The organism is Nitrospirillum amazonense, assembly GCF_029594735.1.
In the GTDB taxonomy this organism is placed as follows: domain Bacteria; phylum Pseudomonadota; class Alphaproteobacteria; order Azospirillales; family Azospirillaceae; genus Nitrospirillum; species Nitrospirillum amazonense.
Genome location: NZ_JARPAF010000002.1, coordinates 406,733 through 425,944 on the forward strand (window position 1 = coordinate 406,733; position 19,212 = coordinate 425,944).

At 68.5% G+C, this 19,212-nt stretch carries 17 protein-coding genes; 11 read left to right on the forward strand and 6 right to left on the reverse strand.

Annotation, left to right across the window (positions count from 1 at the left end; all coding sequences use genetic code 11):
* Positions 1-3: 3 nt before the first annotated feature.
* Positions 4-1,353, reverse strand: coding sequence for a penicillin-binding protein activator (locus tag P5F91_RS07950; RefSeq protein ID WP_145610765.1), 1,350 nt, complete (start codon positions 1,351-1,353; stop codon positions 4-6).
* A gap of 37 nt (positions 1,354-1,390) precedes the next feature.
* Between P5F91_RS07950 and rsmI the strand changes: the two genes are divergently transcribed.
* From rsmI to P5F91_RS07975, 5 genes are all read left to right on the forward strand, one after another.
* Positions 1,391-2,407: a 16S rRNA (cytidine(1402)-2'-O)-methyltransferase gene (rsmI, locus tag P5F91_RS07955; protein WP_277906957.1), complete on the forward strand. Its 1,017-nt coding sequence runs from the start codon at positions 1,391-1,393 to the stop codon at positions 2,405-2,407.
* Complete coding sequence (locus P5F91_RS07960) at positions 2,394-2,783, forward strand: YraN family protein (protein ID WP_277906958.1); 390 nt, start codon at positions 2,394-2,396, stop codon at positions 2,781-2,783. The genes rsmI and P5F91_RS07960 overlap by 14 nt, the downstream gene beginning before the upstream one ends.
* A 141-nt stretch (positions 2,784-2,924) precedes the next feature.
* Positions 2,925-3,818, forward strand: coding sequence for a SirB1 family protein (locus P5F91_RS07965; RefSeq protein WP_246134386.1), 894 nt, complete (start codon positions 2,925-2,927; stop codon positions 3,816-3,818).
* Positions 3,819-3,936: 118 nt separating this feature from the next.
* Entirely contained in the window at positions 3,937-4,887 is a 951-nt protein-coding gene (gene gshB, locus P5F91_RS07970) for a glutathione synthase (protein WP_277906959.1), read from the forward strand.
* 277 nt (positions 4,888-5,164) lie between these two features.
* Positions 5,165-5,377, forward strand: a complete 213-nt coding sequence (locus P5F91_RS07975; protein WP_040848069.1) for a hypothetical protein — start codon at positions 5,165-5,167, stop codon at positions 5,375-5,377.
* Between the two features lie 14 nt (positions 5,378-5,391).
* On the opposite strand, the gene P5F91_RS07980 is transcribed toward P5F91_RS07975, so the two are convergent.
* Positions 5,392-5,658 (reverse strand): DUF1289 domain-containing protein, encoded by a 267-nt coding sequence (locus P5F91_RS07980; protein WP_277906960.1) that lies wholly within the window; start codon positions 5,656-5,658, stop codon positions 5,392-5,394.
* A 236-nt stretch (positions 5,659-5,894) separates the two neighbouring features.
* On the opposite strand from P5F91_RS07980, the gene P5F91_RS07985 reads away from it, so the two are divergent.
* Positions 5,895-7,922, forward strand: coding sequence for a sensor histidine kinase (locus P5F91_RS07985; RefSeq protein ID WP_277906962.1), 2,028 nt, complete (start codon positions 5,895-5,897; stop codon positions 7,920-7,922).
* Between the two features lie 50 nt (positions 7,923-7,972).
* Here the strand turns inward: P5F91_RS07985 and P5F91_RS07990 are convergent, their stop codons facing one another.
* Positions 7,973-8,494 (reverse strand): glutathione peroxidase, encoded by a 522-nt coding sequence (locus P5F91_RS07990; protein WP_277906963.1) that lies wholly within the window; start codon positions 8,492-8,494, stop codon positions 7,973-7,975.
* Positions 8,495-8,605: 111 nt separating this feature from the next.
* The gene (locus P5F91_RS07995) at positions 8,606-9,328 is read right to left on the reverse strand and encodes a sulfite oxidase-like oxidoreductase (protein WP_277906964.1); all 723 of its coding nucleotides are present in this window, start codon (positions 9,326-9,328) and stop codon (positions 8,606-8,608) included.
* A 327-nt stretch (positions 9,329-9,655) separates the two neighbouring features.
* On the opposite strand from P5F91_RS07995, the gene P5F91_RS08000 reads away from it, so the two are divergent.
* Positions 9,656-12,172 carry a mechanosensitive ion channel domain-containing protein gene (locus P5F91_RS08000; RefSeq protein WP_277906965.1) on the forward strand — a complete coding sequence of 839 codons (2,517 nt, stop codon included), beginning with the start codon at positions 9,656-9,658 and terminating at the stop codon, positions 12,170-12,172.
* A 26-nt stretch (positions 12,173-12,198) separates the two neighbouring features.
* Here P5F91_RS08000 and P5F91_RS08005 read toward each other — a convergent pair whose 3' ends face one another.
* A complete protein-coding gene (locus tag P5F91_RS08005; RefSeq protein WP_145610757.1) occupies positions 12,199-12,807 on the reverse strand; it encodes a regulatory protein RecX in 609 nt (202 codons plus the stop codon).
* A gap of 156 nt (positions 12,808-12,963) precedes the next feature.
* Between P5F91_RS08005 and P5F91_RS08010 the strand changes: the two genes are divergently transcribed.
* From P5F91_RS08010 to P5F91_RS08020, 3 genes are all read left to right on the forward strand, one after another.
* The gene (locus P5F91_RS08010; RefSeq protein WP_246134384.1) at positions 12,964-13,803 is read left to right on the forward strand and encodes an ABC transporter permease; all 840 of its coding nucleotides are present in this window, start codon (positions 12,964-12,966) and stop codon (positions 13,801-13,803) included.
* A 4-nt stretch (positions 13,804-13,807) separates the two neighbouring features.
* The gene (locus tag P5F91_RS08015) at positions 13,808-14,656 is read left to right on the forward strand and encodes an ABC transporter permease (RefSeq protein ID WP_145610756.1); all 849 of its coding nucleotides are present in this window, start codon (positions 13,808-13,810) and stop codon (positions 14,654-14,656) included.
* A 161-nt stretch (positions 14,657-14,817) separates the two neighbouring features.
* Entirely contained in the window at positions 14,818-16,212 is a 1,395-nt protein-coding gene (locus P5F91_RS08020; protein WP_145610755.1) for a hypothetical protein, read from the forward strand.
* Between the two features lie 163 nt (positions 16,213-16,375).
* Here P5F91_RS08020 and P5F91_RS08025 read toward each other — a convergent pair whose 3' ends face one another.
* Positions 16,376-16,582: a hypothetical protein gene (locus tag P5F91_RS08025; protein ID WP_040849273.1), complete on the reverse strand. Its 207-nt coding sequence runs from the start codon at positions 16,580-16,582 to the stop codon at positions 16,376-16,378.
* A 681-nt stretch (positions 16,583-17,263) separates the two neighbouring features.
* On the opposite strand from P5F91_RS08025, the gene dnaK reads away from it, so the two are divergent.
* Positions 17,264-19,183 (forward strand): molecular chaperone DnaK, encoded by a 1,920-nt coding sequence (dnaK, locus tag P5F91_RS08030; RefSeq protein WP_145610754.1) that lies wholly within the window; start codon positions 17,264-17,266, stop codon positions 19,181-19,183.
* Positions 19,184-19,212 lie beyond the last annotated feature (29 nt).

The window sequence follows — 19,212 nt, forward strand, 5'->3', positions numbered from 1 at the left end:
GATTTATGACCCGGTGTTCGGGCTGGGCGCCGGGGCCGCCGCCGGCGTGAAGCTGGTGGGTGCCGGATCCACGACGGTCACGCCGGTCTTGGTCACCTCCAGTACGGACAGGCCCCGCTCTACCTGGCCGGTGGGCAGCAGGCGGAACACCCCGTCGATGCCGGCGAACCCGTTGGGGTCGGTCAGGTTTTCCCGCACATAGGCCTTGTGGCCCTTGGCCAGCACGGCGGCCAGGGCGGTCGCGTCATAGGCCAGGGTGGCCAGACGCGGCGGGCGCTGGCCGTACACGTCGTTGAACCGCTTCTCGAAACCCTGGCGCGCGTCGGGGGCGGCGCTCGCGTACCAGCCGCCCACCAGGGCCGGCTCGCGTCCAATGCCGGGCTCATCCCACTGGCCGGTGCCCAGGAAGCGCACGGGGCCGGGGTCGATGTCGAAGAAGGGCAACAGGGGCGCCACCTCCTTCAGTCGTTGGCCGCCCTCGGCGATCAGGATGGCCTGGAAGGAAAGATCCTCCACCGCGGGGCCGGGTTTTCCGTCCTTGCTGGCGGTGGCCTCGCGCGCCGCCGCCATCTGGGCGTGGCGCTGATCGAAGTTGGACAGCCGCTTGATGGTGTCGCTGACGTCCTTCTGCGTGGGCTGATAGCGCGCGGCGCGGGTGACGTCGGCGCCCGCCTTGGCGGCGGCGTCGCGCATGGCCTGCTCCACCATGTCGCCGTTGCTGCCCACCGGGGCCAGCAGCGCCAGGCGGGTCAGGCCGCGGCTGGCGGCGTAGCTGACCACGCGGGCCACCTGGTCCTGCGGCTGGAAGCCCAGCACCCAGGTGCCGCCCGCCGGGGCGCGCGTGTCGGCCACCGTCGCGTCGTTGGAAAAGCTCAGCACCGGCACCGTGCCCACCGCCGGCGTCACCGCCTTGGCGTCCACGCCGTAGACCGGGCCGATCAGCAGGGTGGCGCCGGCGGCCAGCGCGTCCTGCGCCGCGGCCACCGATCCCTCTGGCGTGCTCTTGGTGTCGCGGATCAGCAGTTGGAAATGGCTGTCGGCCGTGTCGAACAGCGCCATCTGCGCCGCCTGCTGCATGGCCTCGCCCAGGCTGGCGGCCTTGCCCGACAGGGGCAGCAACAGGGCCACGCGCACCGTCTCATCCGCGGGCACCGTGGCCGGGGCGGGGGCCGCTTCCGTCTGGGCCGGGGCCGCCTCGGGCTGGGGCTGGGCTGCCTGCGGCTGGGGCGCCTGCTGCGGCGCTTGCGCGGCGCGCGGCGGGGCCGTTACCGTGGGCTGGCTGGCGCAGCCCGCCAGCAAGGCCAGCGTCAGCAGCGTCGCTGCGGTCCTGGCCGCCGCCGTCGTGGCGGACATCCCGGCATACTTCATCGCAAACCCACCCGTTGATCCCATGAAACCGCAGCAACCGCCTGTCGACGATATCGTTGCCGGCCCCGTCGACGATGTCGACGCCGGCCCTGTCGATGATGTCGACGTCGGCAACGATCCATACGATGACGTTCCGTCGGACGGGGACATCCCGCCGGACGAGGACGGGGCAGAGCCTAGCGGCAGCGCCCTCGCGCGTAAACCGCCGCCTGGCCTGCATGTCGTCGCCACCCCCATCGGCAACGCCGGCGACATCACCCTGCGCGCGCTGGAAACGCTGAAGGGCGTCGATGCCATCGCCTGCGAGGACACCCGTGTGACGGCCAAGCTGATGGCCCGGTACCAGGTGCGCAAGCCCCTGCTGCCCTATCACGAGCACAACGCCGCCCGCATGCGGCCCCAGCTGCTGGCCCGCATCGCGGCGGGCGAGGCCATCGCCCTGGTGTCCGACGCCGGCACGCCGCTGATCTCCGACCCCGGCTACAAGCTGGTGCGCGAGGCGCGCGACCAGGGCCTTTACGTCACCCATCTGCCGGGTGCCAGCGCCACCCTGACCGCCCTGGTGCTGGCGGGGCTGCCCTCCGACCGCTTCCTGTTCGCGGGCTTCCTGCCCAACAAGACCGGCGCCCGCCGGGCCGCGCTGGAGGAACTGGCGCCGGTGCGCGTCACCCTGGTGCTGTTCGAGTCGGCCCAGCGCCTGGCCGATCTGCTGGCCGACGCCGCCCAGGTGCTGGGCGGGCGCGAGGTGGCGGTGGCGCGCGAACTGACCAAGCTGTTCGAGGAGGTGCGGCGCGGCACCCTGCCTGGGCTCGCCGCCCACTATGCCGAGAACGGCCCGCCCAAGGGCGAGGTGGTGGTGGTCATTGGCCCGCCGCTTGACGCCGCCGGCGAAGAGGTCGATATCGACGGCCTGCTGCGCGCCGCCCTGCGCACCCTCAGCGTCCGCGACGCCGCCGCCACGGTGGCGGAGGCCAGCGGCGCCCCCCGCAAGCAGGTCTACCAACGGGCGCTCGAGATTTCGAAAGATGACGCGGGCTGAGCGGCTGGCAAGAAAGACGCTGAAGGGCCGCTCCGGCGAGCGCCTGGGCCGCTGGGCGGAGGCGTGGTGCCGCCTGGCCCTGCGGCTGAAGGGCTACCGCGTGCTGGCCAGCCGCTGCCGCACCCCGGCGGGGGAGATCGACATCGTGGCGGCCAGGGGCGAGCTGCTGGCCATCGTCGAGGTCAAGGCGCGTCCGACGGAGGACTTGGGCCACCTGGCCGTCAGCCTGGCGCAATGGCGCCGGCTGGAACGGGCCGCCGGCCTCTACGTCGCCGCCCGGCCCCGGCTGGCGCGCCACGCCATCCGCTTCGACCTCATGATCGTCCGGCCCCGGCGCTGGCCGCTGCATCGGCCGGACGCCTGGCGGCCCTCCTGACGGCGCGTTCCATACCGGGTCATTGAAGGGTCCGGCGGCATTGGTGGTCGACACCGGCCCCGGCGATGCGCTATCTCCCCAAAAGCCTGGCTCCCCAAAGCCCGGCGCCGCAGGGCCGATGCCGGAGGGAGCATCCAATCCGTGACCAGCCAGGGGTCCCAGAATCGCAGCACCCGCGCCGGCAAGGGCCAGGCGCACGCCCGCGCGCTGCTGCGCGCCGTGGGCCAGATGCGTGATGAGGATATCGACCTGGCGGAAACTGCCCTGGCGCTGGCGACCCTGTCCAGCGGCGACACCGCCCTGGCGCCTTACCGCCGGCATCTCACCGCTCTCTCGGCCGCCGTGGCCAGGCTGACGGCCGGCCGCGCGCCGGAGGCGCTGACCCTGGACGAGTGCCTGGACGCGCTGCGCGGCGCCCTAGTGGACCGCATGGGCTATGAGGGCGACAGCGCCACCTACGAGGATTTGCAGAACGCCAACCTGGCGCGGGTCATCGATCGGCGCCGGGGCCTGCCGGTGGCGTTGGGCATCCTTTACATGCATGCCGCCCGCGCCCAGGGCTGGCACATGGTGGGCCTGAATTTCCCCGGCCATTTCCTCATCCGCCTCGATCACGGTGGCGACCGCGCCATCATCGATCCCTTCGGCGGCGGTCGGGTGCTGAGCGTGGTGGACCTGCGCGACCTGATCAAGCAGACCTCGGGCGCCGCGGCGGAACTGGAACCGGACCATTACGCCCCTGTGGGCAACCGTGATGTCCTCCTGCGCCTGCATAACAATGTGAAGCTGCTGCACATGCGCGGCGAACGGCCCGATTTGGCGGCCGAGGCGGTGGAGGCCATGCTGTTGATGGCCCCGGGCCAAGTGGCCCTGTGGCGCGAATCTGGCCTGTTGCAGGCCCAGCTGGGCCATATCACCACCGCCATCTCGGCGTTCGAGACCTTCCTGGACCTGGGAACCCGCGCCGGCACCTCCGCCCAGTTGCTGGACCAGGCGGCCACCTTGGTGCAGCATTTGCGCAATCGCCTGAATTGAGCCGACCTTTATCCACCCCCCGTGTGATTGGCGCCGCAGCCGGGCCGATCCATGCGGGACACAGTCCTATCCTTTGCCAGCCAAGCACCGCCGGATCGCCGGGGTGGGGGAGAAGAGAATGAGCCTGTCCGTTGCCATTCAGATGGACCCGATGCACTCCATCAACATCGATACCGACAGCACCTTCATGATGGCGCTGGAGGCGCAGCGGCGGGGGCACACCCTCTATCACTACCTGCCCCAGGATCTGGCCTTCCGCCACAGCCGCCTGGTGGCCACCGCCCGGCCCCTGCAGGTGCGGCGGGAACGGGGCAACCATCACACCTTCGGCCCGGCCGAGACGCTGGATCTGGCCAGCGTCGACGTGGTGCTGATGCGCCAGGATCCGCCCTTCGACATGGCCTACATCACGGCCACCCACCTGCTGGAACACGTCCATCCCAAGACCCTGGTGGTGAACGACCCAGCCTCCGTCCGCAACGCGCCGGAAAAGCTGTTCGTCACCCACTTCCCGGACCTGATGCCGCCCACGCTGATCACCAGCGCCAAGGACGAGGTCCTGGCCTTCCGTCGCGAATACAGGGACATCATCGTGAAGCCGTTGTTCGGCAACGGCGGGTCGGGTGTCTTCCATGTGAAGCCGGATGACGAGAACCTGGGCGCCCTGCTGGAGACCTTCACCCAGCTCTATCGCGAGCCCATCATCGTGCAGAAGTACCTGCCGGAAATCCGCCAGGGCGACAAACGCATCCTGCTGGTGGATGGCGAGCCGGTGGGCGCCGTCAGCCGCCTGCCGCAGGAGGGCGAGGCGCGCGCCAACTTCCACGCCGGCGGCAGCGCCGCCAAGACCGACCTGACTCAGCGCGAACGCGAAATCTGCGCCACCATCGGCGGGGTGCTGCGCGACAAGGGCCTGGTGTTCGTGGGCATCGACGTCATCGGCGACTACCTGACCGAGATCAACGTGACCAGCCCCACCGGCATCCAGGAGATCAACCGTCTGAACGGCGGCGCCATCGAGTCCACTCTGTGGGACGCCATCGAGCGGCGGTACGCCGCGTCACGGTGAAGCCATGGGGCCCAGGGTGGCTCGGGCGGCGGGTGGCTCGGCGGCGTTGGTGTGACATTTCCGCCGCTGGAAACGCCAGGTGCAGCCCACTGCGGAAATAGGGGTCGGGGGACCGTTGAAATCAGGTCACACCGTCTACTTATTATCACCCTGTCCGAACGATTTGGCGGGCTTTCCGGGATGCGGGTCGCCCAGGGCCATGATACGCTTCGTGATACTTGCATGAACCAGAGGGCGCCGGTGGCACGGCATCGGCGTCCGGTCGATGAGGCGGTCGATGGCTGGCGCGGACGATCTCGGCGGGGAGGATAGCCCCAAGCGGGCACCCAGGGCTTCCAGGGGCTCGGGCCCCGATGGGGCGCCGGGCGGCAATGTCGTCAATGCCGAACGGTTGCGTCGCCAGGGCGACCGTATCCGTGAGATCGAACGCCTCATGTGGGGCGCCCGCGCTTTCGCCGAAGGCGACGATCCGGATAACCGGACGGACTGACCCGTCCCTTACGTTTACGTCCCCGGCTGGCTGCCGTGGCGCCAGCGGACCATGGTGCGCCTGGCCTTGCGTCGCTCCGGCAGGGTGGCCAGCACCGCGCGCCGCTGGTCCGGCGTCATCCCGCCCCACAAGGTGATCTCTTCCAAGGTGCGCTGGCAACCGGCGCACAAGCCGTTGCGCGCGTCGATGCGGCAGACCCGGGTGCAGGGGCTGGCCACGTAATCGTCCGGATCGGGAACCCTGGGATCGGGGCCGGTGGAGGGGATGGGGCTATCGGTCACGGTGTCGGCGCCGGTCGGTTGCGGAAATATCAGATATAGCGGCGGCGGACGTTTCCTGTCGCCCTTTCCATCGCCGCGTTTCCTACGCCATCCTACACTTTCTGACAGGATGTTAACCCGCCGTTGTATCTTTGGGGTTAGGAATAGGGTTATCCTGCGCGCTTGCGAAGCCGCCGGGGGCGCCCAGGGGACGCAGGGGATGTGGCCCCAAGGGGAAGCGGAGAGGTATTGCCAGGATGTCGGTGTTGGAGACCGCGCGGCGTCGCCGCCCGGCCGTCTTTTTTCTGACCCGCGGCCCGATTTTGGCCGCCCTCTCCGGTATTGTCCTGACCGTCCTGGCCGCATTCTACGTCCATTCCATGCTGTCGGGCGTGGCCCAGGCCCGGCTGGCGGATGAGGCCGACGCCCGCAGCCGCCATGTGCAGCAACGCCTGGACCGCATCGCCGCCACCCTGGGCGCGGAGGGCGACTTCCTGACCGCCAACCCCTCCCCGGCGGAATTCGACCGCCAGGTGGCCCTGCTGATCGACCTCCGGCCCGAGATCCGGGCCGTGTCCTGGGTGGGGCCGGGCGGTCGCATACTGCGCACTGGTCCCATAGGGGCCGAAATCGCGCCGGCCGACATGGCCGACCTCCCGCTTTCGCCCGAGGGCGTCACCGTGCGCCTGAGCGCCGATGGCGCCAACCTGTTGCTGGCGCGGTCCACATCCGGGGTGGCGCCCAGCGGCGCGTCTAGTGGTGGGATGGCGCTGGTGGCCCGCATCGACCTGCGCGACCTGCTGACCCTGCGCATGGAGGGGCAGGCCGATCCTGCCCTATGGACCCGGCTCAGCCTGCGGTCGCGCGGGGGCGAGGCCGCCTTCGTCCAGACGGGGCATACCGCCACCGCCACCTCCGAATTCAGCCGCGCCCTCTCCATCGGCGACGGGGTATGGTGGCTGGACATGACGGGCGACCTGGTGGCCGGCCTGGCCCGCCAGTCGTGGGAGGTGGAGGCCGTGCTGGTCTTCGGCTTCGCGTTGACCTTCGGCGTCAGCCTGGTGCTGATGGTCAGCCGCCGCCGCGCCCATGACCGCACCGTGCTGATGGGCAGCCTGGAACAGGCCAACGCCGTGCTGCATGCCAGCGAGCGGAAGTACCGCGACATCTATGAGAACGCGGTTGAGGGCATGTTCACCATCACCGTCGGGGGCGCCATCCTGTCGGCCAACCCCGCCCTGGTGCGCATGCTGGGCTATGCCTCGGAAGAGGATCTGGCGACCACCTTGACCGACGCCTGGACGCAGCTGTTCGTCGATCCGCGCCCCCGGGTGGAATTTCCCCGGGAGGTCATGGACCGTGGCGCCATCCAGGATTTCGCGGCCGAGATCCGCCGCCGGGATGGCAGCACCCTCTGGGCATCCCTGTCCGCCCGGGTGCTGCTGGACGGGGCGGGCCGCGCCTACGCCATACAGGGCACGGCCGACGACATCACCGACCGCCGCCGGGCAGAGGTGGCGCTGCGTCTGGCCAAGGAGCAATCGGAATTCGCCAGCCGCTCCAAGACCGAATTCCTGGCCAACATGAGCCATGAGCTGCGCACGCCCCTGAACGCCATCATCGGTTTTTCCGAGATCATCGGCAGCCAGTCGCTGGGCCCCATCGACAACCCCGCCTACGCCGAATACGCCAAGGACATCCACGACAGCGGTCGCATGCTGCTGGACCTGATCAACGACATCCTGGACCTGTCCAAGATCGAGGCCGGAAAGCGTGAGCTGAACGAGCACATGGTGGATCTGCCGCGCGTCTTCGCCTCCTGCCTGCGGGTGGTGAAGGAACGGGCCATCCGCGGCGGCATCCATCTGCAGACCGACTATGCCGACTTCCTGCCCCGCCTGCGCGCGGACGAGGTGGCGCTGAAGCAGTTGCTGTCCAACCTGCTGGCCAACGCTGTGAAATTCACACTGAAGGGCGGCACCGTCACCCTGGGCGCCGTGGTCGACGGCGATGGCCGCCTGGTCATCACCGTGGCCGATACGGGTATCGGCATGCGGGCGGAAGACATCGGCCGCGCCCTGGAACCCTTCCGCCAGATCGAGAACCCGCTGACCCGCACCGCCGGCGGCGCCGGCCTGGGCCTGCCCCTGGTGCGTGCCCTGGTGGAACTGCACGACGGCAAGCTGGAGATCGAGAGCGAGCCCGGTACCGGCACCATCGCCCGTGTCATCATGCCCGCCGACCGGGTGTGGCCGGACATCGGGCTGGTGGCCGCGGCGAACTGACCGTCACCGGTCCCGTCACCGGGGACCCGCACCGGCGGGGGCCGTAGCGCTCAGAGCCCGGCTTTGTTCAGCAGACCGAGAATGCTTTCCAGCACCACGTCGGCCATGGGGCGCACGGGGGATGGCCAGATTTCCGCCAGCCGCCCGTCGGGCGTGATCAGATGCTTCTGAAAGTTCCAGCGCGGCCGGCCCGCTGCTTCCCCCACGCTGCTGACCACCCACTGGAAAAAGGGGTGGGCGTTGGGGCCGATCACGGTCTGCTTGGCCGTCAGGGGGAAATCCACGCCGTAGGTAGTGGCGCAGAACTGCGCGATCTCCGCCGGGCTGCCGGGCTCCTGCCCGCCGAAATCGTTGGACGGCACGCCCATCACCACCAGGCCCCGGCCGCGCAGGCGGGTCCACAGCGTCTGCAGCTCGGCATATTGCGGGGTGTAACCGCAGGCCGACGCCGTGTTCACCACCAGCACCGGTCGGCCCTTGAAGGCACCCAGCGGTATGGTTCCATCCCCGGTCAGGCTGGGAAAGGTGAAGCTGTGGGCGTTCAGCCGTTCCCGCGTCTTCGTTTGCTCCATGGGCCTGACCTGGGAATTGGAAGGGGCGCGCGGGGGCGGCGCGAAAGAGGCTGTGCGATCGGCCGCGCGGGGGGCCATGCGGGGAAAACTGTTCTGGCTCATCTACAGGTCTCAACCGTACCGCTGTTCGGTCCAGGGATCGCCCTCGTTATGGTACCCCCGCACCTCCCAAAACCCTGGCGTGTCGTCGTTGACGAACTGGATGCGGCGCAGCCACTTGGCCGACTTCCAGAAATAGGCCTGGGGCACCACCAGCCGTACCGGCCCGCCATGTTCCCGCGTCAGGGGCTGGCCCTGCCAGGTGGTGGCCAGCAGCACATCGGGCGCGCTGAACGCCGCCAGGCTGAGGTTGGTGGTGTAGCCGTCATAGCTGTGCAGCAGGACATGGGCCGCGTCCGCCTGGGGCCGGGCCAGCGCCACGATGTGGCCGGCGGAAACGCCCCGCCACTGGTTGTCATAACGCGACCAGGACGTGACGCAGTGGATGTCGGACGTGTCGCTGAACGCCGGCTGATCCTGGAAATCCGCCCAGCGCCAGGTGAAGGGATGGTCTACCAGGCCGTCCACCGTCAGGGTCCAGTCGTCGGTGCCCACGTCCGGCAGGATGCCCAGGTCCAGCACCGGCCAGTTGGTCACCAGGCGCTGTCCCGGTGGCAGGCGCGGGCGGGCCGCCGCAGGGTCGGTCCGGTCCGGGTCGGCCTGGGCGCCGGTCAGCAGCCGGCCGTCGCGCGCCCAGGCGCGCTTGGTCGCCACCAGCTTGCTCTCAGGGGGCTTGTGGTCATCGGCGCCCAGGGCGGCATCCGGTATGGTGTCGTCGGGACTGTCCGTGGCCATGCGCCGGGTTACTCACATAATCAGCCGGGGGTGGCCGGGAATTGGCCGGGTGCCCGCGGGAATCACGGGGAAACGTTGTGTCAAATCGTGGGCGCCGGGTCCACATGCCGCGCCGCCGCCACAATCTTAAGGATAGTGCGCCCCGCCCCGCCTGCCTACCATGCAGCGGCAATTTTGGCGGGAACTGTGCTTCGGGACCTATGCTTTACGGCAACATCCCTCGTCCGGCCGTTGGCAGTCCTACCCTTTAAGGTTAACGTTCGGCCCCTTCCCTGATCCTTGGACCCCTGGTCCCCGGCCCTTGATACACCCACCCGATTGTTGCGGATGATGCGGAAAGCCCTTTTTGCCGTTTCCCTGGCGCTTCTGGCGTCCCTGCTGCTGTCGCCCGCGATGCCGCCCGCCCGGGCGGCGCAGGGCGCGCCCGCGGCCGCGCCCGCCGACCCATCTTCGCCCGACCCATCCTCCACCGACTTGGCCCAGGCCCACCAGCCGCCGACCGATCAGCGGCCACCGGATGCGGGTGGGGACGCGGATGGGAAAGCGCGGGATGGCGCGCAGAACCCGCCAGGGGAAGCGGCCAAGGAGCCGGTGGCCGTTCCCGTGCCGGTGCCCGTTTCGCCCCCCGCCAGCCATGCCGTTTCGGCTGCCGCTTCTTCCCAGGCGGCTGCCCTGCTGCAGACCCTGCAAGACCCACAGCGCCGCGATGCCCTGATCGCCCAGCTGAAGCTGTTGGCCGACGCGAACCCCGGTGCCACTTCCGCCCCAGCTTCCGCCCCGGCCCCTTCTCCCGTCACGGCCCCCGTCACGGCTCCTGCCGCGGCAGCCACTCCTGCTGCGCCGGCGCAGGAGTCGGAGGTGGAAGCGCTGGGTGCCCGCATGCTGGACGCCCTGTCAGACCGCATCGAGGAATTCAGCGAGGAGATCGCGGCCGCCGGCCAGGCCTTGCTGGATCTGCCCAAGGCCTACCGCTGGCTGGACCGTCAGATGTCCGATCCCCGCCTGCGTGTGCAGTGGGGCATCCTGCTGGGTGAGGTGTTGCTGGTGGTCATCGCCGGCTATGTCGCCCGTCTGGCGACATTCTGGCTGCTGGCGCGCCCGCGCCGGGGTCTGGAACATCGCCAGCCCCGGAACTGGGGCGTGCGCCTGGGCCTGCTGCTAACCCGCACCCTGCTGGACATCGTGCCCATGGTGGCCTTCGCCCTGGCGGCCTATGGCGTGCAGACCCTGACCCACCCGCCCAAGCCCGCCTCCACGGCGGCGCTGGGCATCATCGTGTCCAGCTTGCTGGTGCAGGGCGCGACGCTGGCGGCCCGCTTCCTGCTGTCGCCGGGCGCCCCTTCCCTGCGCTTGCTCCCCGTGGGGGATGAGACGGCGCACTACATCTACATCTGGGTGCGCCGCATCGCCCTGACCGCCGTCTATGGCTACTTCGTGGCGCAGGTGGCCTATCAGCTGGGCCTGCCCTACCGCCCCTACATGGCCTTGCTGAAGGTGGTGGGCCTGATCGTCGGCATCATGCTGGTGATCCTGGTGCTGCAGAACCGGCAGAGCGTGGCGGACTGGATCCGGGGCCGGGACCCCCTGCTGCCGCAAGACCCGCATGATGACGGCGCGCTTGAGGCGCAACTGGCGGCCGAAATCTCCGGCGACAGCCCCATGGTCGCCGCCCCCCCGCCCGCGCCGACCGCCTGGGGCCTGGTCCGGCGCCGCCTGGCGGAGGTCTGGCACATCCTGGCCATCGTCTATCTGGTGGCCATCTACGGCATCTGGGCGCTGGAGGTGAAGGGCGGCTTCGGCTTCGTTTCCCGCGCCACCCTGATCAGCGTCGTCACCCTGATCGTGGCCCGCCTCCTGATGGAGGGGATAGACCGCCTGATCCGGCGCGGCTTCGCCATCCCGGATGATCTGAAGCGCCAGTATCCGCTGCTGGAATCCCGCGCCAACCGCTATCTGCCCATCCTGCACCGGGGCGCCAAGGTGGTGGTGTGGCTGGCGGGATTGCTGACCGTGCTGCAGGCCTGGGGCGTGGACAGTTTCGGCTGGCTCAGCACCCCCTTCGGCCAGCGGGCCAGCGCCTCCCTTCTCACCATCGTCCTCATGGTCATCTTCGCGCTGATCGTGTGGGAACTGGTCAGCGGCGGCATTGAACGCTACCTCAACACCACCGACCGCCACGGCCGCCTGGTGGAGCGCAGCGCCCGCATCCGCACCCTGCTGCCCCTGGTGCGCAACGCCGTGCTGGTGATGCTGCTGGTCATGGTGGGGCTGACCGTGCTGGCGGAGATCGGGGTCAACATCGCCCCGCTGCTGGCCGGTGCCGGCGTCATCGGCGTCGCCATCGGCTTCGGCTCGCAGTCCCTGGTGAAGGACGTCATCACCGGCCTGTTCATCCTGTTCGAGGATACGATCTCCGTCGGCGATTCCGTGACGCTGGCCGGCTACACCGGCACGGTGGAAGGACTGACCATCCGCACCATCCGCCTGCGCGACGACAGCGGTGCGGTCCATACCGTGCCGTTCAGCGCCGTCACCGGCATCTCCAACCTGACCAAGGACTACAGCTACTTCACCGCCGATTTCGGCATCGCCTACGCCACCGACCTGAACCGGGCCACCCAGATCATGACCGAGATCGGCGAGGAACTGCAAAGCGACAGCCTGTTCGGCCCCGCCATCCTGGCGCCCCTGGAAATCCTGGGCGTCAGCGAATTCGCCGAGAAGGCGGTGAAGATCAAGTTCCGCATCAAGACCCGCCCCCGCCGCCAGCTGGCCGTGGGCCGCGAGTTCAACCGCCGCCTGAAGCTGCGCTTCGACGCCGAGGGCATCCCCTTCCCGGTCTGAGGCCCTTCCCGGTTAGAGGGGCGGCGTCACCCGAGGATTTCGTCCGGATCGGCCGCGTCCACGATACGCGCGGCGGTGTCGAAATCGAAGCCGGCGCGGGCCAGGGTGGCCAGGTCCTTGTCGCGCCTGGCCTCCCGCTCCGCCTCAGGTCGGAAGGGGCCCAGCCGGCGGCGGCGGGCGTAGGCGTGGGCGGCACGCAGGTCTGTCGAGCCTTCCTCGGCATCACCCAGATCGCGGGCGAGTTCGCCCAAGGCGGCATCGACCAGATCGGCGTCCACGCCCTTGGCCGCCATCTTCTGACGGATGGTGCGGGTGGATCCACCCCGGCGGTGCAGGCTGGCCACGCGGCCCTCGGCGTAGACGCGGTCGTTCAGCAGGCCGCTCTGCTGGTAACGGGAAATCAGCGCCTCCACCCACTCCGCCCCTTGCGCCCGGTCTGTGCCGTGGGCGGCTGCCGACATGTCCACCTTGCGCATCAGCACGCGGCGCAGCGCGGCGGTGGAGGCGGCGAAGCGCTCCAGGTAATGCAGGGCGGCGCGCTCCAGATAGGCGGCGCTGACCCGCCTCGGGCCCCGGCGCTGGGCGGGCTGGCGAGGGGCAGGGCGGGCGGGCGGGTCGAAAAGATCGTCGGTCATGCCGGCCATGGTAGCCCCGAGGAACGCCGCCACGCCATCGTTGTGCCGGCCCCTGTGATGCCGCTCATATTGCCGGATGGGGGGCGCGGCGTTAAGGTCGGGCCCAGCCTTGCCGGGGCACATCCCCGGACCCTTCCGCACGGGCGCCTTAAATCCATGACCATGCTGCAGCAGTCCCCCTTGTCCGGCATCGCCGCCGCGACGCCCGTCCCGGCTCCCCGGGCCCTGGGCGCCATCAACTGGGTGGGCTTCACCACCCTGACGAAGCGGGAGATACGGCGCTTCCTGAAGGTCTGGGTGCAAACCATCGCCGCGCCGGTGGTGACGACGCTGCTGTTCTATTCCGTGTTCGCCTTGGCATTGGGCGGCGTGGTGCGCATGGTGGGCGACGTGCCCTTCCTGCGCTTCCTGGGCCCGGGCCTGATCATGATGGGCATGGCGCAGAACGCCTTCGCCAACACCTCGTCCTCCGTGCTCGTGTCCAAGGTTCAGGGCAACATCGTCGATGTGTTGATGCCGCCCCTGTCGCCGTTCGAGTTCGTGTCCGCCTTCGTCACCGGCGGCATCGTGCGTGGGCTGATGGTGGGTCTCGTTACTTGGATCGTCATCCAGCTGGTGGTGCCGCTGGGCCTGCACGCGCCCTTCTACGTCCTGTTCCATGCCGTGATGGCCTCCATGCTGCTGTCGCTGCTGGGCCTCATCGGCGGCATCTGGGCGGATAAGTTCGACCACATGGCGGCCATCACCAACTTCGTGATCACGCCCCTGTCCTTCCTGTCGGGCACCTTCTACACGCTGGACAGCGCGCCGCGCTTCTTCCACACCGTGGCCCATGTGAACCCCTTCTTCTATTTCATCGACGGGTTCCGCTACGGCTTCATCGGCCGCACCGACGGCACGCTGGGCACCGGCATCGCCGTGATGCTGGGCATCAACCTCGTCCTCTGGCTGGTGGCCCTGCGCATGGTTTCCACCGGCTACAAGCTGAAGGCCTGACGCCATGGACATGCCGGTGGACGGGGTGGGTGCCGAAACGCCGTTGCCGGCCGGGGCCTACCGGCCCGACCGCCGCCGTCACCATGGCCGTTTCAACACCCTGGGCTTCCTGACCCTGCTGGGGCGGGAGATCAAGCGCCTGCGCAAGCTGGCCATGCTGTTCCTGGTGGCGCCCGGCCTGTCCGCCGCCCTCTACTTCACCGTCTTCGCCTTCGGCCTGGGCGACAAGCGCGGCACGCCCGAGGGCGATGCCATCTTGGCTTTCCTGGTGCCCGGCCTGGTGACCCTGTCCCTGCTGACACAGTCGGTGCAGATCCCCTCCTTCTCCATCCTTTACGCGAAGATGGAGGGCGCCATCCTGGACCAGCTGATGGCGCCGGTGGGCGCGGCCGAGATGCTGGCCGCCTATGTCCTCTCCGCCATGGCCGCCGGTGTGGCCAGCGGGGCCGCCGTGTGGGTGGGGTTCCTCGTCTTCTGGCAGGCGCCCATGGCCGATCCCGCGTTGGTGCTGCTGTTCGTGGTGCTGGGCTCGTCCATGATGGCCACCTTCGGCGTGCTGACCGGCCTCATCAGTGTGAAGTGGGACCATCTGTCGGCGGCCATGACCTTCGTCTTCACGCCCTTGATCTTCCTGTCCGGCCTGTTCGCTCCGGTGGCGGGCATGCCGGGGGTGCTGCGCGCCATCGTCCAGGCCAATCCCATCTACTACGCCATCGATGGCGTGCGTATCGGCTTCCTGGGGCAGGGGCAGGACCAGGCGGCGCTGGCCGTCCTGGTGCTGGTGGCCGTGAACGTCGCGCTGCTGGCCATCGCCGGTACCCTGCTGCACCGCGGCTACCGCCTGCGGAATTGATATTCCCCGAAAGAACACGGGCCTGGGACCATAAGTCCTTGGCGCGGCGGGGATTTTAGCGGAATGACCGCTCCAGCCATGTGCTAGGGGCGCAACTGTACTGGCTGGCCTGCTGGCGGAGGGTTTGCAACCACGGGCCGGCTTGCCTAGAGTGCCGCGCCATGGGACAGCGGACTTTGGACATAGACCTCGCCAGCGGCGACTGGCAGTGGATGGCCGTGCATGGCGGGGCCGTGCGCATCTGCCTGCCCGCGACGTGGACCCGCGTCTACCGTGACGACGGCGGCCTGGCCCTGCAGTCGCCGGTGCTGTGGGCGGCCACCGACGGACGGCCCGTGGGCGGTCACCCGCTGGACCTGCTGGTTTCCGTCACCACCTACGCCAATGAATACGGCGTGGATGCCGAAGACGCGTTGCAGTACCTGGATCGCGACCATCTGCTGCCGCCGGGCGTGACCGCCATGGCGTCGGGCGACCGCCGCTGGATCGCCTACTGCGCCGCCCTGCCGGCGCCGCCGCAGCCGGGCCAGACACTGGAGCAGGCCGCCGCCGCCCGCGTTCCCGAGGCGCAGATCTTCGTGTGGAAGATGGCGGACTTCCGTCCGCCCGACCGGGTGCGCGTCGCCACCCTGCAACTGTACGTGCCGGGCGAGGAATTCTGGGTGCCCGGCCTCGGCGCCCTGCTGGACCGCCTCGGCGACGAGATTGGCCGCATGGAGTTCGGACCCGCCGACCAGGGCCCCGTCAGTGCCGTCACCATGCGCAACATCGTGCATGCCGATGTCCTGCGCTTCCGCCTTCCCTGGGATTGGCGGACCAGCGACGAGGATGAGGACGACCTGGGCGGGCCCGAGACCAGCCACTTCCGCCGCCCGGACGACGCCGAGGCTGACGAGACCCTGCGGGTCGTGGTGCACGACTATCCGCCGCCTGACGACATGGAACCGGAGTCCGCCCTGGAATCGGCGCTCGCCGCCGGCCTGGACTGGGAAGCCATCACGTCGGAGGAAGGTGACGGCCTGCCCCCGGCCGTGCTGCTGCGGCGTATCGCCGCCCAGTTCGCCGACGGGCCGGACGGCCAGGTGGGCATGGGCAGCGTCGATACCTTGGCGGATGACGAGGTGCTGGCCCGCTTCACCCATACAGCGGTGGAGGATGGGCGCCGCCGGCGCTGCCACCTGTGGCTGCGCGGCGCCGTGGTGGGCGGACGGGCGACCCTGGCCGTCTTCTCCTACGGCCTGCCTGAGGGGCTGCAGGGCTCACCCCTGGCGGCGGATGCGGTCGCCATGCTGGAACGGGAAATCCGCCGCGCCCAGATTGGCGGCTATGAATCGCTACCCGTCGGCGACGCCTCCGGCAACGGTGACGACGGCCTGCCGCCCGGCATGGCGCCGGATTGGCCCGCCGGCGGTTGGAACGCCGGCAGCTGGGATGAGGGCGACGCCCTGCTGGATGACGAGGATGACTTCGACGAGGACGGGGATGGTCCCCTCGACTCGGACGAAGAGGATGACGGCTATCGCCGCCGCAAGGGCGACGACCCCGCCAAGAACTGACGCGGCGCGTCGGCGGCCATTCTTTCAAAACTCCGCCAAAAAAAAACGGATGAACCCGAAAGGCGGCCCGCACGGCCGTCGTTCCGGTCATCCGTTCCATGCGTGATCCATCCGCCCCGCCCCGTTCACAGAGGGGGCTTATGACCCTGTCAGCAGCGTTCTGTCAGCAGCGCCCCTGGGGGGTGCGGTCGAGCAGCGATTGCAGGCCCACGGTGCGGCTGTCCGCGGCCTTGGCGGCGTCTTCCGCGGCCAGGGAGGCCAGGCCCAGGAGGTGGACCAGTTCCCCCATGTTATTGCGGCGGGCGTCCAGCGCCAGATTGTCGAGGCAATGCTTGATGGCAATGGCGGTAGTGCGGCGCGTGTCGGTCATGACTTTGTGCCCCAAGGATGCGGGCGACCCCTCGCCCGGGGGTCCAAGCGACCCCTGAAGTAATTACAGCACAGATCTGGGGCGCCAAGTCAACAGGAAGAATAAAATCTCAACTAGCGATACACCATCCTACCTCGCGCCCTGCCAATCTGGTTGTACAAGGCAATAAGTTATAATTTTGCAGCAATAACCGGCTGTAAATCGGCTCGTTAATCCCATGTTAATTCCATATCCGGCGGATTACGCCGGTATTCACACGACATTCACTTGGCGCCGGCAATTTCTGACAAATTGTAACTTGATGGATGGAAAATCGGGTAGCCGCCAGCCGACCTTCCCGCGCCAAGCGGTGGTGGGGGGGAGCCAACACCACCCCCAGGGCTGGCGAGGCGGCGGATGATGCCGCTTACGCGCTATGGGATAGCGGGACATATGCCAGGGGTGGAATGGGCGCTTTTAGCGGGGCTTGGCGCCGCAAAGCCGGTTGCAGCCGGGCGCCGCCCTGCCTATATCTGCGTGGCGATGCGGTCGCTCCCGTTTCAGGATGGGGAGGGCCGTGCCATGACGGGCGCCACCGGGTGCCGCGCCATGATCGTGTTGAACGTGTCCCGTTTTAACAGGGGGACCGCTCCGGTGCCGGAAGGGCCGTCGCGCGTCTGCCACATTGGAAGGGTTAGAATTATGAGCAAAGTCATCGGTATCGATCTCGGCACCACCAATTCCTGCGTGGCCGTCATGGAAGGCACGTCGGCCAAGGTGATCGAGAACGTCGAGGGCGCGCGCACCACGCCGTCCATGACCGCTTTCACCCAGGGCGGGGAACGCCTGGTCGGCCAGCCGGCGAAGCGCCAGGCGGTGACCAACCCCGAGAACACGCTGTTCGCGATCAAGCGCCTGATCGGCCGCCGTTACGACGACCCGCTGACCCAGAAGGACAAGGGCCTGGTGCCCTACAAGATCATTTCGGGCGACAACGGTGACGCCTGGGTCGAGGCCCATGGCGAAAAGTACAGCCCCAGCCAGGTGTCCGCCTTCATCCTGCAGAAGATGAAGGAAACGGCCGAGAACTACCTCGGCGAAAAGGTGACCCAGGCCGTCATCACCGTGCCCGCCTACTTCAACGACAGCCAGCGCCAGGCGACCAAGGACGCCGGCCGCATCGCCGGTCTTGAAGTGCTGCGCATCATCAACGAGCCCACGGCCGCGGCGCTGGCCTACGGCATGGAGAAGAAGGGTTCCGGCATCGTCGCGGTCTACGACCTGGGCGGCGGCACCTTCGACGTTTCCGTGCTGGAAATCGGCGACGGCGTGTTCGAGGTGAAGTCCACCAATGGCGACACCTTCCTGGGTGGCGAGGACTTCGATGCCCGCATCATCGACTATCTGGCCGACGAGTTTAAGAAGGAGAACGGCATCGATCTCCGCAAGGACCGTCTGGCCCTGCAGCGCCTGAAGGAAGCGGCCGAGAAGGCCAAGATCGAGCTGTCTTCCGCCATGCAGACGGAAGTCAACCTGCCGTTCATCACCGCGGACCAGACCGGTCCGAAGCACCTGAACGTCAAGCTGACCCGCGCCAAGCTGGAAGCCCTGGTCGAGGATCTGGTGGCCCGCACGGTCGAGCCCTGCAAGGCGGCCCTGAAGGACGCCGGCCTGAAGGCCAGCGAGATCGACGAGGTGATCCTGGTCGGCGGCATGACCCGCATGCCCAAGATCATCGAGACGGTGAAGCAGTTCTTCGGCCGCGAGCCGCACCGTGGCGTGAACCCGGACGAGGTGGTGGCCGTCGGCGCCGCCATCCAGGGTGCCGTGCTGAAAGGTGAGGTGAAGGACGTCCTGCTGCTGGACGTGACCCCGCTGTCCCTGGGCATCGAAACCCTGGGCGGCGTGTTCACCCGCCTGATCGACCGCAACACCACGATCCCGACCAAGAAGAGCCAGACCTTCTCCACGGCCGAGGACAACCAGACGGCCGTCACCATCCGCGTCTTCCAGGGTGAGCGCGAGATGGCGGCGGACAACAAGATGCTGGGCCAGTTCGACCTGGTCGGCATCCCGTCGGCCCCGCGCGGCGTGCCGCAGATCGAGGTCACCTTCGACATCGACGCCAACGGCATCGTCAACGTCCAGGCCAAGGACAAGGCGACCGGCAAGGAGCAGGTGATCCGCATCCAGGCCTCCGGCGGCCTGTCGGACGCCGACATCCAGCGCATGGTCAAGGAAGCCGAGAGCCACGCCGCCGAGGACAAGAAGCGTAAGGAACTGGTGGAAGCCCGCAACCAGGCCGACGGCTTGATGCACTCCACCGAGCGTACGCTGAAGGAGAATGCGGAGAAGCTGCCGGCCGCCGAGAAGGCTGCCGCGGAGAAGGCCATCGCCGAGCTGAAGACGGCGCTGGAGGGTGAGGACGCGGCCGACATCAAGGCCAAGACCGAAGCCCTGGCCCAGGTCTCCATGAAACTGGGTGAAGAGCTGTACAAGTCCGGCCAGGACGCCTCGGCCGCCGGCGGTGAAGACCACGGCGCCGCCCATGGCGAAGGGTCGGAAAAGGTCGTCGACGCCGACTTCGAGGAAGTCGACGAAGACAAAAAGAAGTCCGCCTAAGTCTTTCTTAAGACGATCCGGGCAATGAC

Excerpts from the sequence above, each read along its gene's own strand:
- P5F91_RS07975 (WP_040848069.1), top strand. The coding sequence starts at position 5,165 with ATGGCTGGCGCGGACGATCTCGGCGGGGAGGATAGCCCCAAGCGGGCA.
- P5F91_RS07990 (WP_277906963.1), bottom strand. The coding sequence starts at position 8,494 with ATGGAGCAAACGAAGACGCGGGAACGGCTGAACGCCCACAGCTTCACC.
- P5F91_RS08015 (WP_145610756.1), top strand. The coding sequence starts at position 13,808 with ATGGACATGCCGGTGGACGGGGTGGGTGCCGAAACGCCGTTGCCGGCC.
- P5F91_RS07995 (WP_277906964.1), bottom strand. The coding sequence starts at position 9,328 with ATGGCCACGGACAGTCCCGACGACACCATACCGGATGCCGCCCTGGGC.
- P5F91_RS08010 (WP_246134384.1), top strand. The coding sequence starts at position 12,964 with ATGACCATGCTGCAGCAGTCCCCCTTGTCCGGCATCGCCGCCGCGACG.
- P5F91_RS08005 (WP_145610757.1), bottom strand. The coding sequence starts at position 12,807 with ATGACCGACGATCTTTTCGACCCGCCCGCCCGCCCTGCCCCTCGCCAG.
- P5F91_RS07985 (WP_277906962.1), top strand. The coding sequence starts at position 5,895 with ATGTCGGTGTTGGAGACCGCGCGGCGTCGCCGCCCGGCCGTCTTTTTT.
- dnaK (WP_145610754.1), top strand. The coding sequence starts at position 17,264 with ATGAGCAAAGTCATCGGTATCGATCTCGGCACCACCAATTCCTGCGTG.
- rsmI (WP_277906957.1), top strand. The coding sequence starts at position 1,391 with ATGAAACCGCAGCAACCGCCTGTCGACGATATCGTTGCCGGCCCCGTC.
- P5F91_RS07960 (WP_277906958.1), top strand. The coding sequence starts at position 2,394 with ATGACGCGGGCTGAGCGGCTGGCAAGAAAGACGCTGAAGGGCCGCTCC.
- P5F91_RS08020 (WP_145610755.1), top strand. The coding sequence starts at position 14,818 with ATGGGACAGCGGACTTTGGACATAGACCTCGCCAGCGGCGACTGGCAG.
- P5F91_RS07950 (WP_145610765.1), bottom strand. The coding sequence starts at position 1,353 with ATGTCCGCCACGACGGCGGCGGCCAGGACCGCAGCGACGCTGCTGACG.
- gshB (WP_277906959.1), top strand. The coding sequence starts at position 3,937 with ATGAGCCTGTCCGTTGCCATTCAGATGGACCCGATGCACTCCATCAAC.
- P5F91_RS08000 (WP_277906965.1), top strand. The coding sequence starts at position 9,656 with ATGATGCGGAAAGCCCTTTTTGCCGTTTCCCTGGCGCTTCTGGCGTCC.
- P5F91_RS08025 (WP_040849273.1), bottom strand. The coding sequence starts at position 16,582 with ATGACCGACACGCGCCGCACTACCGCCATTGCCATCAAGCATTGCCTC.